At 73.1% G+C, this 15,289-nt stretch carries 12 protein-coding genes and 2 pseudogenes; 13 read left to right on the plus strand and 1 reads right to left on the minus strand.

Annotated elements, in window-relative coordinates; genetic code table 11:
* The first annotated feature begins 143 nt into the window (after positions 1-143).
* From MTP03_RS17140 to MTP03_RS17200, 13 genes and pseudogenes are all read left to right on the plus strand, one after another.
* Positions 144-1,076 (plus strand): hypothetical protein, encoded by a 933-nt coding sequence (locus tag MTP03_RS17140; protein WP_248489253.1) that lies wholly within the window; start codon positions 144-146, stop codon positions 1,074-1,076.
* Positions 1,077-1,115: 39 nt separating this feature from the next.
* Positions 1,116-2,555, plus strand: a complete 1,440-nt coding sequence (locus tag MTP03_RS17145) for a condensation domain-containing protein (RefSeq protein WP_248489254.1) — start codon at positions 1,116-1,118, stop codon at positions 2,553-2,555.
* Between the two features lie 13 nt (positions 2,556-2,568).
* Entirely contained in the window at positions 2,569-3,996 is a 1,428-nt protein-coding gene (locus MTP03_RS17150; protein WP_248489255.1) for a condensation domain-containing protein, read from the plus strand.
* On the plus strand, positions 3,993-4,811 hold the full coding sequence (locus MTP03_RS17155) for a GDSL-type esterase/lipase family protein (RefSeq protein WP_248489256.1): 819 nt from the start codon (positions 3,993-3,995) through the stop codon (positions 4,809-4,811). The genes MTP03_RS17150 and MTP03_RS17155 overlap by 4 nt, the downstream gene beginning before the upstream one ends.
* Complete coding sequence (locus MTP03_RS17160; protein WP_248489257.1) at positions 4,808-6,286, plus strand: MFS transporter; 1,479 nt, start codon at positions 4,808-4,810, stop codon at positions 6,284-6,286. The genes MTP03_RS17155 and MTP03_RS17160 overlap by 4 nt, the downstream gene beginning before the upstream one ends.
* The gene (locus tag MTP03_RS17165) at positions 6,267-7,601 is read left to right on the plus strand and encodes a hypothetical protein (RefSeq protein ID WP_248489258.1); all 1,335 of its coding nucleotides are present in this window, start codon (positions 6,267-6,269) and stop codon (positions 7,599-7,601) included. The genes MTP03_RS17160 and MTP03_RS17165 overlap by 20 nt, the downstream gene beginning before the upstream one ends.
* A gap of 9 nt (positions 7,602-7,610) precedes the next feature.
* On the plus strand, positions 7,611-8,975 hold the full coding sequence (locus tag MTP03_RS17170; RefSeq protein ID WP_248489259.1) for a hypothetical protein: 1,365 nt from the start codon (positions 7,611-7,613) through the stop codon (positions 8,973-8,975).
* A gap of 23 nt (positions 8,976-8,998) precedes the next feature.
* Positions 8,999-9,891: pseudogene (locus MTP03_RS17175) on the plus strand (sulfurtransferase).
* A pseudogene (locus tag MTP03_RS17180) lies at positions 9,888-10,323 on the plus strand (SufE family protein). The pseudogenes MTP03_RS17175 and MTP03_RS17180 overlap by 4 nt, the downstream one beginning before the upstream one ends.
* A 21-nt stretch (positions 10,324-10,344) precedes the next feature.
* A complete protein-coding gene (locus MTP03_RS17185) occupies positions 10,345-11,808 on the plus strand; it encodes a condensation domain-containing protein (RefSeq protein ID WP_248489260.1) in 1,464 nt (487 codons plus the stop codon).
* A 131-nt stretch (positions 11,809-11,939) separates the two neighbouring features.
* Positions 11,940-13,748: an acetyl/propionyl/methylcrotonyl-CoA carboxylase subunit alpha gene (locus tag MTP03_RS17190; protein ID WP_248489261.1), complete on the plus strand. Its 1,809-nt coding sequence runs from the start codon at positions 11,940-11,942 to the stop codon at positions 13,746-13,748.
* A gap of 10 nt (positions 13,749-13,758) precedes the next feature.
* A complete protein-coding gene (locus MTP03_RS17195) occupies positions 13,759-13,986 on the plus strand; it encodes a hypothetical protein (RefSeq protein WP_248489262.1) in 228 nt (75 codons plus the stop codon).
* 23 nt (positions 13,987-14,009) lie between these two features.
* Entirely contained in the window at positions 14,010-14,459 is a 450-nt protein-coding gene (locus MTP03_RS17200) for a hypothetical protein (protein ID WP_248489263.1), read from the plus strand.
* A 3-nt stretch (positions 14,460-14,462) separates the two neighbouring features.
* Here the strand turns inward: MTP03_RS17200 and MTP03_RS17205 are convergent, their stop codons facing one another.
* Complete coding sequence (locus MTP03_RS17205; RefSeq protein ID WP_248489264.1) at positions 14,463-15,083, minus strand: LGFP repeat-containing protein; 621 nt, start codon at positions 15,081-15,083, stop codon at positions 14,463-14,465.
* Positions 15,084-15,289: the final 206 nt, after the last annotated feature.

Raw genomic sequence — 15,289 nt, forward strand, 5'->3', positions numbered from 1 at the left:
TTTACACTGTTCAAGCTGCGGGAACGTCCACTTCGTTCCGTTCGCCGGTTTAACGCAACCGGGGTCAAGAGTCTCGGGCAGTGACGATCGACACTACTCGTTTGGCTCGCGAACGGAATCAACCTCGTTTTAGCGTCATTGCCATGACCACGCCGATCCGCCCGTTCGCCGCCCCGGGGGCGCCGGTACCGCCCTCCGCGATCCGCGGGGCGGACGGATGCTCGTTCGCCCTGCACGGCCGGGTCGACGTCACCGCGCTCCGCGCGGCGTACGCGGCCCTGCTGGAGGAGTACCCCGCCTTCGCCGCCCGGATGATCGCGGAGCGCGATCGATTCCGGTTCGCCCCTGGCGATCCGGCGGTCGCCGCGGCCATCGGCTTCCGCGATGCGGCGGCACCGTGGGGCGGTTTCACCCAGGCGCCCCCGGAGTTCGTCGGCTCCGAGCAGCTCTCGGCCCTGTCGCTCACCGGGATCGGCGACGAGAGCCGCCTCACTCTGTGGATCGGCCGTGTCGCGGCCGCCCCCGTCGGCGTAATCGCTCCGGCGGCGCGGCTGTTCGAGTTCTACGCCGCACTGGCGGGCGGCGCCCGGCCGCTCGTGCACCGCCCGACGGGCGCACGGACCTTCGGTCTCCCCACCGAGCCGCAGCGCCTGGCCGCAGCCGCCGGGCGGGAGCCGCGGGAGCGCGGACGCACGCGCGCCGACGATGCCCGCCGCGTGCGCTTCGATGCGGCGGAAACCGCCGGACTGATCGATTGCGCTCGGGCACGGGCGATCCCGCTCATCGACCTGATCGACGAGCTGATCGGCCGTGCCGACGCGCCGGCCGGCCGGATCGACGACCTGGGCACCGTCCCCGTCCCGGCGGTTCCCGCGGGGATCGCGGTACTCGACTTCCATTCGCAGCGGAGCGATCCCGCGCAGCACGCGGTCTCGTACGTGCTCTCCGTCTTCGCCGGCCGGCTGTCGGTGGAACTGCGCGGCCGCCCCGAGACGCCCGGCGGCCCGCTGGATCCGATCCTGCAGCGGGTCGTGCAGGAGGCCCGGCACCTGCTCACCGTGGGCGCGGCCGCCTGATCCGACGCACCATCACCCACCACATCGAGGAGGAGCACCGTGGAGTACACCGAACTGGCCGACTACCCGCTCACGACCGGCCACGTCACCGAGTGGATCCCCGTGGTCGTCGATCCGGACACCGGATGGCGCGTAGACCACCGGCCGCCGAGCCACAATCAGGCCGATCACGTGCGGCGCGCAGCGCTCCACAGCAGCGCTGTCGTGCGGCCCGGCGAGTGGATCGGCGGGGTGTGGCAGATCGCCGAGAACCTGGACCCCGACGTGCTGCGCCGCGCCCTCAACCGCTGGTTCGCCCGCCACGAGGCCTTCCGCAGCCTGATCTCCCGCACGGACGACGGCACCCTGGTACGTACCACGACGCCGCCCGAGTCGATCGACTTCACCGCGCAGCCGGTGGGCGAGCTGCACACCTCGCTGAGGGTGTACCAGCACCTCAAGAACTACTTCGACGCCACCATCACGCCGTCCCGGTGGCCGCACTGCGTCCTCGCCACCGTCGACGACCCGGGGCGGCCCGGATTCACCGTCGTCTTCGGCGCGGACCACTCGGTGATGGACGCCTACACCCAGGTCCTCGCGATCAGCGAGCTCACGTCCCTCTACCGCGCCGAGCTCGCGGGCCGTCCGGCGGAGCTGCCGCCGTCCGGCAGCTTCCTCGACTTCTGCTCGCTGGAGCGGGAGCGGTTCGAGCACATCGACTTCGAGCACCCGGCGGTCCGGACGTGGCTCGATTACCTCGCGGCCGACGACGGGGACTCGCCCCGCTTCGGGTTGCCGCTCACCGAGCACCCGGACCGTCCGAACCTCCGGGTGTTCCAGTCCAGCCTCTCGCTTCAGCTGCTCGACGCCGAGCGCACCGCCGCGTTCGACGCGGCGTGCAAGGCCGCCGGCGGCAAGGCCGGCAACGGGGTGGTCGGCGCCTTCGCGCGTGCCGAGGCCGCGCTGACCGGGCGCGAGCACGTGCGTTTCGTCATGCCGATGCACACCCGCTCGGAGGAGCGATGGGCCACGTCTGCCGGCTGGTTCGTCGGCCTGATGCCCGTGGACGTCGCGCTGCCCGCCACCTCCGCGCTCAGCGAGCTCCTCGGGTCGGTCGCGGACGCGCTGCGCCGTCATCGCGACGTGGTGCCGATCCCCTACCCGCACCTGTCGTCGATCATCGAGAACCGCACGGGCCGCGGCCTTCCGGCGCCGCGCTACGTGCTCAGCTACGTCGACGTGCGGTACGTACCGGGCGCCGACGCGTGGGCCGAGCAGAACGCCGCGGTACTGCGCTCGGAGTGCACTGCGGGCGACGAACTGTACATCTGGATCAGTCGCTCGCACACGGGCCTGTTCTTCTCCGCCCGCTTCCCCTCGAACCCCGTCGCCTCGGCGAACGTCTTCCGCCTCATCGCCGCGCTGCGCGAGAAGCTCGCCGAGGTGATCGACGACACGAGCGACGTCGCCGCGGCACTGTCCGGCCACGCCGTCTGACCCGGGAGGATCCATGCGCGTCACCACCATCGACGGCCTGCGCACTGCTCCAGGTCGGTACCTGGAGTTCCCGGTGCTGCCCGCGGCCGCCGCGCTCCCCAGCAGCATCCCGCCGTGCTTCAACCAGGAGTCGCATCTGCGCGCCGCGGACGCGGGCGGCGGGGCCCCCGGCACGTGGCTGTGCGGGGTCTTCGACGTCCCCGGCCCCGTCGACGAGGACGCATTACGGGACGCCTTCCAGCGGCTCGTCGACGGGCACGCCACCCTGCGCTCCGAGTTCTCCGTGTCCGACGACGACGCGCGCACCGTCCGGCGCGCGGTGTACCTGGAGGGCGGTATCCACGTGGGCCGTCCGGTGACCGCCCCCGGCTCCGGCAGCGAGGACGACGAGGACGTGGCCGGGCTGCTGCGCGACCGGCTGGACGCGCACTGCAGGCCGCTGCGCTTCCCCAATTACGTCCTCGCCGCGATCAGCCGTCCCGACACCTCGACGATCGTCTGCGGCTTCGACCACGTGCACGTCGACGCCCTGTCACTGGCGATCGCGATCGACGAGGTCGCGGCGGCGTACGCCGGCGGCCCGCACGCCCCGCGTACCGTCGGCGCCGGCGGGGCCGGCGGGGCCGGGCACCTGGACTACTGCCGGGAGGAGGCCGACGCCGCGCAGGTGGACCCCCACGATCCGCGGCTGGCGGAGTGGGTCGAGTTCCTCGCCGACGCCGGCGGCCACGCGCCGGAGTTCCCCCTCGACCTGGGCGTACCCATCGGCGAGACCGCGCCGCAGTACAGCGACGAGGTTCGGCTGCTCGACGCCGCCGAGGCCGACGACTTCTCCGCCGCTGCGGCCCGGTCCGGAGGCACCACGTACGCGGGCCTGTTGACGGCGCTCGCGCTCGCCACGCACGCCGCCGGCGGATCCGATCTGCTGCCGCTCACGTTCCCGGCCCACACCCGCCACGACGAGCGGTACCGCCGCGCGCTGGGCTGGTTCGTCACCAGCGCCCCGATCACGGTCTCGGTACACGACGCCGGCCGGCCGGCCGACCCCCGCACGATCTTCGACCGGACGGTGGCGGACACCGCCCGCGAGCTCCGCCACGCGCTCGAGCTGGCCGAGGTCCCGCTCCGTCAGGTGATCGCCGCGACCGCGGGCGGGTACCGGCCGCGGCGCCAGGACGTGTTCATGGCGTCGTACCTGGACTACCGGCGGATCGCGCCCGCCGCCAACGCCTTCGGCTCGAACCGGACGCACGTCTCGAACGTCACGCGGTGCGACGACGTCCAGCTGTGGTTCTCCCGCACGGACGACGGCATCGCCGTGCGGACCCGGCACCCCGACACCCCGCAGGCGCATCGCACGATGCGCACCGTCCTGCGCGGCCTGCGCGCCGTCCTCGCCGGCGTTGCGACCGCCTCCGACCGGAGTGAGTGGGCCGCGTGACCGTCCCCGCCCGGGCGCCGGGCCGCTGGGCCGAGTACGTCGCGCTCGGCGACTCGCGGGCGGCGGCGCCGACGCGGATCAGCCTGATCCGCCGCGCCGACGGCCGCAGCGGCCACGGCTATCCGCACGAGCTCGCCGCGCTCCTGCGCCCGCTCCGATTCGAGGACCGCTCCAGCGTCGGCGCGACCACCGAGCACCTGTTCCGGCGCGGCCAGGTGCGGTACCAGGGCCTGCGCCGGGTGGTCCTCGCACCGCAGGGCGCGGCGCTGAACGCCGGCACCGACCTGGTCACGATCTCGATCGGCGGCAACGACATCCGCTGGCACGCACTGATCCGCGGCGCGTTCGCGCGGCGCCCGGGCGCGGCGGGTCTCGGCTCCGGCCCCGGGAGCGCCCGCCGGATCGACGCCGCGCTCGCCGGGCTGGGGGTGCGCCTGACCGTCGCCCTCGCCGAGGTCCGCGGGCGCGCCCCGGCCGCGACGGTGCTCCTGGTCGGCCACGGCGGCTACTACCGCCGCCCCGGCGTACCGCACAGCGCCGCACCGCGTTCGGAACTCTCGCTGCGGGCGGCCGCGGAGTTCTTCGACGCCCTCGACGCCGTGTACCTGGCGGCCTGCGACCGGACGGGCGTGCGGTTCGTCCCGGTCCTCGACATCGCGCGCGGGCACGACGGTGCCGCTCGGCCGGCGGAGCGGTGGTTCGAGGGGAACACCTCGTTCTCCCGCACCCCGGCGCGTCATCCCACCGCCCTCGGCAGCGCCGCTCTCGCGGCGCACCTGGCCACGACGCTCACGCGTGCGATGGTGCGGCCATGACCGCGGCCGTGTCCCGGGACGACGCCCGGATCACCGACGGTGCCGCGGCGGCCCTGTTGGGCGTGGGTCTGCTGGTGCTGTTCATGGCCACCGTGGACGTCACCATCGCGAACATCGCCCTGCCGTCGATCCAGCGCGACCTCGGGCTCACCCCGGGCGGCGCCGTCTGGATCGCCGAGGCGTACGCCCTGAGCTTCGCGGCGTGCCTCATCCCGGGCGGCGCGCTGGGCGATCGCGTGGGCCCGCGCGCCGCGATGCTGACCGGGATCTCCGTGTTCACGCTCGCCTCGGTACTGGTCGCGGCCAGCTCCACGCTGTCGGTCCTGTTGGCGGGCAGGGTCTTCCAGGGCGCGTGCGCCGCGATGATCGTTCCGCAGGTGACGGCGATGGTCAAACAGATCCTGCCCCTGTCCTGGCGGACGCGCGCACTCTCCGCGGTGAGCGCCACCTCCGTGGCGGCCGTCCTGCTCGGCCCCCTGGTCGGCGGCGGGCTCCTGTCGATCGACGCGTGGGGCCTCGGCTGGCGGGCCGTCTTCTTCGTGAACCTGCCCGTGGGTGCGCTGGCGATACTGGTGCTTTCGTCCGCGCCGTTCCCCGCCCGACCCCGGTCGGGCGAGAAGTCCGATCCCCTGGACTGGATGGGACTCGCGCTGCTGGTGATCGCGATCACCGCCGCACTGTCGGCGTTCTCCGGCCAGGCGCTCCCCACGACGGTCGTGCTGCTCGGCGTCCTCGGCGCGGCGTTCGCCGGATTCCTCGCCCGGCAGCGTCACCTTCTCCACCGCGCGTCGGCGCTGCGCCCCATCGTGGACCCGGATCTGTTCTCCGGCCCGAACTTCCGCTGGGGCGTGATCATCCAGTTGTTCGGGCAGGCCGCGATCGGCGGCTTCTACCTGTGCCTGACGCTCTACCTCCAGGACGGTCTCGACTGCCCCGCTCCGCGCGGGAGCCCTGTTGGTCCCCGCCGGGTGCGGCGCGCTCGGCGGGATCGCCCTCGGGATGGTGCTGGCCGCCGTTCCGGCACGACTGCTCATCATCAGCGGCGCCTCGGCCACGGCGGCGGGGTTCACCGCGATGTTCGCGGGCCTGGTCGCCGGCGTCCCGGCGCCTCGCTCCTGGTGATCACCTCGACGCTGGCGGCCGCCGGACTCGGCCTGTGCGCCGCGCCCGCGCTCGGCGTGGTGCTCACCGACATCCCCACCGCCCGAGCCGCCACGGCGACGGCGGTGTTCGCGGTGTGCCAGCAGACCGGTTCCGCCGTCGGCACGGGCGCGCTGGGGACCCTGTACGCGCAGCTGACCGACGGCGGCGCCGCGCGGACCGCGTTCTGCGCCACGGTCCTGCTGTGCGCGATTCTCACCGGGGCGTGCGCGGCCTTCGCGTTCCGGCTCCGGCCCGGCGCCGGCACCGTCGAACCCGGTGACGGCGCGGCCCCGACGACTGAAGGAGACTTGCATGCCCGTCCTGCGCGATGAGAACCGTGCCAACCGCGTCACCGACGACGACCGGACGATCGAGCTCGCCGGCGTGGTGCTCCGCGGGCACCTGATCTCCCAGGCCGTCTTCGAGTACGCCACCGGGAACGAGCCCACGATCGCGGACCTGCGCCGCACCGCCGGCCACCTCGCCCGCGGGCCGCTGAACCGCACGCTGCGCCGCACCCCGGTCCCGGGCGCGCGGAGCTCGGCGGCCCGGCGCCCCGACGGTCCCCGTCCACCTGCGCGACCAGCCGCTGGCGCCGGAGGCGACCACCGCGTGGCTGCAGGAGCAACGCGAGCGGACCGGCGGGGCCCGGGGCGTGTCTGCATCTCCCGGGCTCGGCGCACCGACGGGCGGACGCTGGTCTCGGTGCAGTACCCGCACACCGCGGCGGACGGCGGGGCGATGTACGCCGCGCTGCTCGCCGCATCGCGCGGAACGACGGGCCCGCGCACGCCGGACGACGCCGCGCCGCGGCCGCGGCTCGCCCACGACCTGGTGGACGCCGGCCGCCAGCTCCGCCGCCTCCTCCGGACCGTGCGCGAGCACGACGGCGGGCACCCGCCGACGCCGCCCGTCGAGCGCCCCGGCCGCGCCGACGTCCTGCCGCACACGGGCGGGCCCGCGCCGCTGATCGCGGCGTTCTCCACCCCGGCGGCGGCGTGGCGCGCGGCGGCGCAGGAGCGCTCCGCCAGCGGGAACACGCTGCTCGTGGCGTTCATGTCGGACCTGCTGTTGAACACCGCCCGCTACGCCGGGCTGAGTACCGTCCCCACCACCATCCCGATCGACGTGCGCGTGGACGGCTCCCGCGATGCGAACAACACCGCCTCGGCCACGGTCGCCGTCCCGCGGGACGCGGTCGGAGCGGACCTCGCCGGTTTGCACGCCACGATCAAGGCGGCCCTCGTCGCGAGCGGCAACCGGCCGGGCGCCGAGCGGCGGCCCGCGCCGCTCGAGGTGGCGGCGCACTTCATCCCGGACGCGCTCGTGGACCGGCTCGCCGGCCCCCACCCGATGTCGCTGCTCACCTGCTCCAACATGGGCACCGTCGCCCCCGACTTCCGCACCCTCTTCGGCCCCGCCGCGGACCGGATCCTCATGCTCGCCGCGCCGACCCCGGTGACCGAGGAGCGGTTGCTGCGCGGCGGCGGCGGACTCGCGGCGTGGCTCGACGGGGCCGGCGACACGGTGACGCTGAGCGTCGTGTGCCTGGACCCGCTGTGCTTCGCCGACGGTGCCGACGCGCAGCGGCACATCGCCGCGACCGCCGCGCGCTTCGGGATCGTCCCCGAGTTCTGGAACATCTGAGGAGGAACGATGATCGGTGCAGCACTGGACGATTGGGAGTTCCCACAGGGGACGATGATCGACTTCGCCGCGACGGTCGGGCCGGGCGAGCAGGACTGCGGCACCGGCCCCACCTTCCTGCAGGCGGAGCACCTCGCGGCCGCCGAGAAGACCGAGCGGCACACGGCGTACGTCGGGTTCGCCGCCCGGGTGCGCGGCGCGCTGGACGTCCCGGCCCTCACCGCGGCGGTCACGGATTTCGTCCGCGGCCACGAGGCCCTGCGCACCCGGTTCGCGCGCTCCGGCGCCGGGTGGACGCGCATCGTGACGCCCGCCGAGGCCGTCACCCTGACCGCGGTGGACGCCGGCCCGGCGCCCGGCGGCGCCGAACTCACCGCCCGGCTGCGCCGGCGGTTCTCGACGGAGGCCGCCTCGTCCCGGGTGCCGAGCGCGGCGATCGGCGCGATCGCCGGCGAGGACTGCTTCGACCTGTATCTCGCGGCCGACCACAGCGCGACCGACGGCGCCTCGCTGCTGCTCGGGCTGAACGAGATCGTCGTCCGCTACCGCGCGCACCGCGCGGGCACCGTCGGCTCGGCCCCCGTCGCAGCACCGCACTCGGCCTTCGCGCGGGAGGAGGGCGACCGGACGGCGCGGACCGATCCGAGTGCGCCCGCGCTGGACACGTGGCGCAGCGCCTTCACCGCGTCCGGCGGCGGCATCGAGCGATTGCCGATCGCCACGGGACTCGGGCCCGGCGAATCGGCGCCCGTGCGGGCGCTGCACCACCGGCTGCTCGACGCGGACGCGGTGTCCGCCCTCGAGGCCGCGATCGCGCCCGCACGGCTGTCGGCGGCGCTGTACGCCGCGCTCGCGATCACCGACCACGCCCGCACCGGATCCGACACCTGGATGCGGGTCGTGGTGCAGGACCTGCGGCGTGAGTTCAGCTCCACCGGTACGGATCTGAGCCTGACGCAGGGCTGGATCGTGGGCTTCGCGCCGCTCCTGTTGGAGGGACTCACGGGCAAACGACCCGAGCAACTCGTCGCCGAAGCGGGCGAGGCGGTCCGCGCCGCCCGCCGGGCCGGCGCGGTCCCCACCGCCGCGGCACTGGGCGCGCTGTTCGCGGAGCGGCTGATCGACCCGGCGGCGGTCGCCCGCCCGCCGCTGATCTCGTACCTCGACGCGCGCCCGCTCTCCGCGGCTCTCCCCGAGGTGGGGGCGGCGATCATGTTCCCCGGCGACGGGAACACGGCGAACGTCTCGCTGTGGCTCACGCGAGAGGCGGACGGCCTCGAGATCGGCACGCAGTGCCCGGGAACGGACGTCGCAGTCACGGGGTTCGCCGAGTACGCGCGCGATCTCAGCGCGACGTTGGCATCCTTGGTGTGAGCACACACGCTAGGCTGGCGGACGTGGCTATCGAGACCGATCCGAGCGCGGAACTGCAGGACTACGCACACCCCGAGCGCCTCGTCACCGCGGACTGGCTGAGCGGGCACCTCGGTGTCCCCGGCCTCAAGGTGATCGAGTCCGACGAGGACGTGCTCCTCTACGACATCGGGCACATCCCGACCGCGCAGAAGGTGGATTGGCACCTGCACCTCAACGACCCGGTGACGCGCGACTACATCACCGGCGAGCAGTTCGCGGAGCTCATGCGCGCCAAGGGGATCAGCCGCGACGACACCGTGGTGATCTACGGCGACAAGTCGAACTGGTGGGCCGCCTACGCATTGTGGGTGTTCACCCTCTTCGGGCACCCTGACGTTCGCCTCCTCGACGGCGGCCGCGACAAGTGGATCAGCGACGCCCGCGACGTCTCGCTGGAGCAGCCGGACTACCCCCGCAGCGACTACCCCGTCGTCGAACGCGACGACACGGTGATCCGGGCGTTCGCGGATCAGGTCCGCGCCGACATCGGCGCACGTGCCCTGGTCGACGTGCGCTCGCCGCAGGAGTACACCGGCGAGCGCACGCACATGCCCGACTACCCGGAGGAGGGCGCCCTGCGCGGCGGCCACATCCCCACCGCGGTGTCGATCCCGTGGGCGAAGGCGGCCCGCGCCGACGGCCGGTTCCTCCCGCACGCCGAACTCACGCAGGTGTACGCGGACCTCGATCCCGCGGCCCCCGTCACCGCGTACTGCCGGATCGGCGAGCGGTCGAGCCACACGTGGTTCGTGCTCACCCACCTGCTCGGTTTCGCGGACGTCAAGAACTACGACGGTTCCTGGACGGAGTGGGGAACACAGTGCGCGCGCCGATCGCGCGGGGCGAGGAGCCCGGCGCCGCGCCGGGCGCATGAGCGCCGGGACGCCGGGGCCCGGCTCGACGCCCGCTCCGCTGCAGGAGATCATCGACGATTTCGCCGCGCTGGGCGAGCAGGACCGGCTCGAACTGCTGCTCGAGTTCTCTCGCGAGTTGCCCGACCTCCCCGCACCTGACGGATGCGGCGATGGAACCGGTCCCGGAGTGCCAGTCGCCGCTGTTCCTCGACGTGGACGCCGCCGATCGCGCCGCGGTCCGCCTGTACTTCAGCGCACCGCCCGAGGCGCCGACCACCCGCGGCTTCGCGTCGATCCTCGCGCAGGGCCTCGACGGGCAGTCCGCCGACGCCATCGCGGCGGTCCCGGACGACTTCCACCACGCGCTGGGGCTGGACACCGTGGTCAGCCCGCTGCGGCTGCGCGGCATGTCGGCGATGCTGGCGCGCATCAAGCGCCGGCTCGCCGCGTAGGACCGCCCGCCGGGGCCGGCCATGCAATTCACCGAGATCGACGCCTACCCGCTGCGCCCGGGTGAGCTGCGCAACTGGTTCCCCACCACGGGCCCCGCGGCGCGCTGGCGCGACGACCCCCGCAACACCTCCCACGTGCACGAGGCGCACCTGCGGGGCGCGCAGGCGATCCTCCGGCGCCGGCACATCGACGGTGGCCGCGAATCCTGGCTGGGCCTCGGGATCGAGTTCGACGAGCCGCTGTCCATCCCCGGGCTGCGCACCGCGCTGCGGGCGTGGATCGACCGGCACGAGGTCCTGCGCACCCACGTCTTCCTGGACGAGCAGGACGCGCCGCGCCGCCGGAGCGCACAGCCGGCCACCGTCGACCTGAGGGTCAAGACGGTCGGCACCTACCGCTCCACCGGCCCGCTCGCCGAGCAGCTGCTGGGCGAGTTCGACCGGTCCACGGCCCCGCTGACCTGGCCCGCGTACATGTTCTCGACGGTGGCGCGGGAGGACTCGTTCACGCTGTTCTTCGCCGCCGACCACTCCCTGCTGGACGGCTACTCGCTGATCCTGAGCCCCTACGAGCTGCGCGAGGCGTACCGCGAGGCGGTGCACGGCGACCCGGTGCGGCTGATTCCCACCGGCAGCTACGTGGACTACTCGGACACCGACCGCCAGGTCGCCGACCGGGCCGGCGCGGACCACCCGGCCGTCCGCATGTGGGACGAGTACCTCAGCGAGACCGGGTTCCGGCCCGACCCGTTCCCCATGCCGCTGCTGCCGCTCAGCGCGAAGGTGCTCGCCGACGAGACCCGGGCGGCGCTCAGCCGCGACCCCGACGGGGTGCCCCGGCTGCCGCAGGGCGCGCTCAACTTCCACCTCCTCGACGACGAGCGGGCGAACAACTTCGCGCGGGTGTGCTCCGAGTCCGGTGCGTCGCTGGTCACTGGGGTCCTGGCGTGCATGGCGAAGATCAACACCGACCTGGGCTTCGGGCCGGTGTTCCGGTGCGCCGTGACGCGGCACACGCGCGACGCGGAGCAGTGGATCGCCGCGCTGGGCTGGTTCGTCGGCATCGCCCCGTTCCGGTTGGACACGACGGGGTCGCCGAGCTTCGGCGAGCTCGCCCAACGCGCGCAGGCCGAGTGGAAGCGCTCGAAGGTGGGCAGCACGCTGCCGTACCTGCGGATCGCGCAGGTCCTGGCCGCGGAGCCCGGGCACTCGCAGGCGCCCCCGCCGAGATTCGTGGTCTCGTTCATGGACACCCGGTCCGCGCCCGGCTCCGACGTCAACGACGCGGGCGGCGCCGGCGCGCTGCGGTCGCGGGACTACTCGATCGAGGACGTGTACCTCTGGATGTTGCGCACCCCGTCCGGGCTGCACGTCGCGGCGCGGTTTCCGGGCTTCGACACCGCACGCCGGAGTGTGACGCTGTACCTCGGCGCGCTACGTTCGATGGTGACCGAAATCGGCGATGCAACAGTTACTCGGGGGTAACCGACTCCGAGGGGGACTGTCGTACGCACCGCACCGGCCGGGGCATAGACTCCACGCGAGTGTGTGATCCCCCGGTGGGACGACGAAGGCGGCGCGCACCCCGCAGCGCCGAGACGAACGAGGAGATGTCAGTGGCAGCCCACGCGGAGAAGAAGATCGAGAAGGTGCTCATCGCCAACCGCGGCGAGATCGCGGTGCGCGTCATTCGCGCCGCACGCGATGCGGGCCTGACCAGCGTCGCCGTGTACGCCGAGCCCGACGCCGAGGCCAAGTTCGTGCGGCTCGCCGACGAGGCCTTCGCCCTGGGCGGCCAGACCTCCGCCGAGTCGTACCTCGTCTTCGACAAGATCCTGGACGCGGCGCGCAAGTCGGGTGCCGACGCGATCCACCCCGGCTACGGCTTCCTGTCCGAGAACGCCGACTTCGCGCAGGCCGTCATCGACGCGGGCCTGACGTGGATCGGCCCGTCCCCCGAGTCGATCCGCGACCTGGGCGACAAGGTGACCGCGCGGCACATCGCCGAGCGCGCCGAGGCCCCCATGGCGCCCGGCACGAAGGATCCCGTCAAGGACGCCGACGAGGTGGTCGCGTTCGCGAAGGAGTACGGCGTGCCCGTCGCCATCAAGGCGGCGTTCGGCGGCGGCGGCCGCGGCATGAAGGTCGCGTACACCGTCGAGGAGATCCCCGAGCTGTTCGAGTCGGCCACCCGTGAGGCCGTCGCCGCCTTCGGCCGCGGCGAGTGCTTCGTTGAGCGCTACCTGGACAAGGCCCGCCACGTCGAGGCGCAGGTCATCGCCGACCAGCACGGCAACGTCGTGGTCGCCGGCACGCGCGACTGCTCGCTGCAGCGCCGCTTCCAGAAGCTGGTCGAGGAGGCGCCCGCGCCGTTCCTCACCGACGAGCAGCGCACCTCCATCCACGAGTCGGCCAAGCGGATCTGCCGCGAGGCGGGCTACTACGGCGCCGGCACCGTCGAGTTCCTGGTCGCGGCCGACGGCCTCGTCAGCTTCCTCGAGGTCAACACCCGCCTGCAGGTCGAGCACCCGGTCACCGAGGAGACCGCCGGCATCGACCTGGTCCGTCAGCAGTTCCGCATCGCCGAGGGCAAGGAGCTGACGATCACGGAGGATCCTGCTCCGCGCGGCCACAGCTTCGAGTTCCGGATCAACGGCGAGGACGCCGGCCGCGGCTTCCTGCCCGCGCCCGGCCCGATCAGCGTCTACCGCGAGCCCACCGGCCCCGGCGTGCGCGTCGACTCCGGCGTCGACCAGGGCGACGTCATCGGCGGCCAGTTCGACTCGATGCTCGCCAAGCTCATCGTGACCGGCGCGACCCGCCAGGAGGCGCTGGAGCGCTCCCGGCGCGCGCTGGCCGAGTTCGAGGTCGAGGGCCTCGCGACGGTCATCCCGTTCCACCGCCACATCGTCTCCAACCCGGCCTTCGTGGGCGACGAGAACGGCTTCGAGGTCTACACCAAGTGGATCGAGACCGATTGGGAGAACCCGATCGAGCCCTACACCGGTGGCCAGGCCATCGAGGAGGACGACTCCCTGCCCCGCCAGAACGTGGTCGTGGTCGTCGACGGCCGCCGCGTCGAGGTCTCCCTGCCGGGCGAGCTCTCGCTCGGCGGTGGCGGCGCGGCCGGCGGCGCAGGCGTCATCCGCCGCAAGCCCAAGCCCCGCACCCGCGACCGCGGCGCCGGCGTCGCGGCCACGGGCGATTCCGTGACCGCGCCCATGCAGGGCACCGTCGTCAAGGTGGCCGTCGAGGACGGCCAGCAGGTCAGCGCCGGCGACCTGGTCGTGGTGCTCGAGGCCATGAAGATGGAGAACCCGGTCGCCGCGCACAAGGACGGCATCGTGACCGGCCTGGCCGTCGAGCCCGGCACCGCCGTCACCCAGGGCACCGTCCTGCTCGAGATCAAGTCGGCCGACGAGTGACCCTCCCCGCATGGACCCGATCGGCCTGAACGTCGGGGCGTGGTACCTCACGGAACTGCGCCCCGACGCCTGGCTGGCCGACGAGGCCTACGCGTGGGCGGTCCGGGTGAACACGACGGGCGAGTCGATCGGCGAGGTCGTGCTGCTGCCGTCGGGAGAGGTCACCGTCGACGGACCCGACAGCGAGGGCCTGCGCACGGCGCGCGCGGCCGTGGAGCGGTTCTCCGCCACTCTGTAGCCAGACGATGCGATGATCGTCCCATGGCGAGAAAGCCGGAGCCCCCGAAGGCCCCACCCAGCATCAGCGAATCGGTCAACGACCTCGTCGACTCCGTGCGGGTCGCCGCCGGCAAGGCGATGGGCAACACCGGTCGCACCGTGACCAGTGTCGGCAAGCTCAGCACGATCCCGCCGGACACCATCGAGCTCATCGCGGAGCTGCCGAAGGTGATGCTCGCGATGGCCGACATGATCGAGCGGGCCAACAACGTGATCGACCGCGTGGAGCGGCTCACCGCCGTCGCCGACCCCGCGCTCAACACCCTCGACGCGGTGCTCCCCGCTCGTGGACGTCACCAACAAGTTGAGCGACGTGCAGCGTGGTGTGGAACGGGGCGTCGGGAAGCTGCCGGGCGTGAATCAGCTCAAGAAGGTCACGGGGATCGGCGATTCGTCCGGGCCCGCGCCCCGGTGACCGCTCCGGCCGGGTGACCGCTACGGCCAGGTGATCGTGCCGCCCTGGAAGGTCTGCGAGTAGCTGCCGTTCGGTGAGCGGACTTCCGGGCCGGTCGGATAGCCGTACCTGCCGGCCTCGCGCTTCTCGGAGCTCCACTTGACCAGGATCTCACCCCACACGGGCCAGGCGCCCGTGGCGGGCGACCAGTAGATGACGCCGCCCTGAAACGCGTTCATCGCGCCGGTGACGGCGTTGAACGGACCGCGGGCACGCGTCTCGTCGGTGATCGGGTAGCCGAGTGGGCCGTTCTCCCAGCGGTTCTCGCCCCACTTGGCGCGGATCGCGCCGCCGATCTGATGGGCGTTGCCGCCGTCGGCCGTCGGGTGCCAGTAGAACGAGGCCTGGTTCTTGAAGATCTGGAACTTGCCGCCCCGGCCCGCGTTGGTCTCGGGAATGGTCGGCACGCCCCAGGTGGGGGTGCCGCCGGTGGCGAAGTAGGAGACCTCGATCTGGCCCTTGACCAGGAACCGGCCGACCTGTTGGTCGGCCTTGGCCACAGCGGTGAGGGTGCCGCTGATGCCGACCGCGATCGCGGCCGCGGCGACGGCGCCGCGGAACCAGGCGCGGCGGTGACTGTTCGACGAGACGTGCGCGGTCATACCTGCTCCTCAAGTTCTGATCTCCCGTTCATCATGAATCACATCAATCACACAAACAACAACAGTCACGGGCGTGTCGGAGCCTGGGTCCGCAGCGGCGCCCGCCCCTTGCTTCGCCCCCCGATTCGTCGCCGTCCCCCCGCTGCGTCCGGCGTTCCGGGGGGACCACGACGAACCGGGGGACGGGTGGCGTTTCGGTGGGACCG

It is taken from the genome of Tsukamurella sp. PLM1 (genome assembly GCF_023168325.1).
GTDB lineage: Bacteria > Actinomycetota > Actinomycetes > Mycobacteriales > Mycobacteriaceae > Tsukamurella.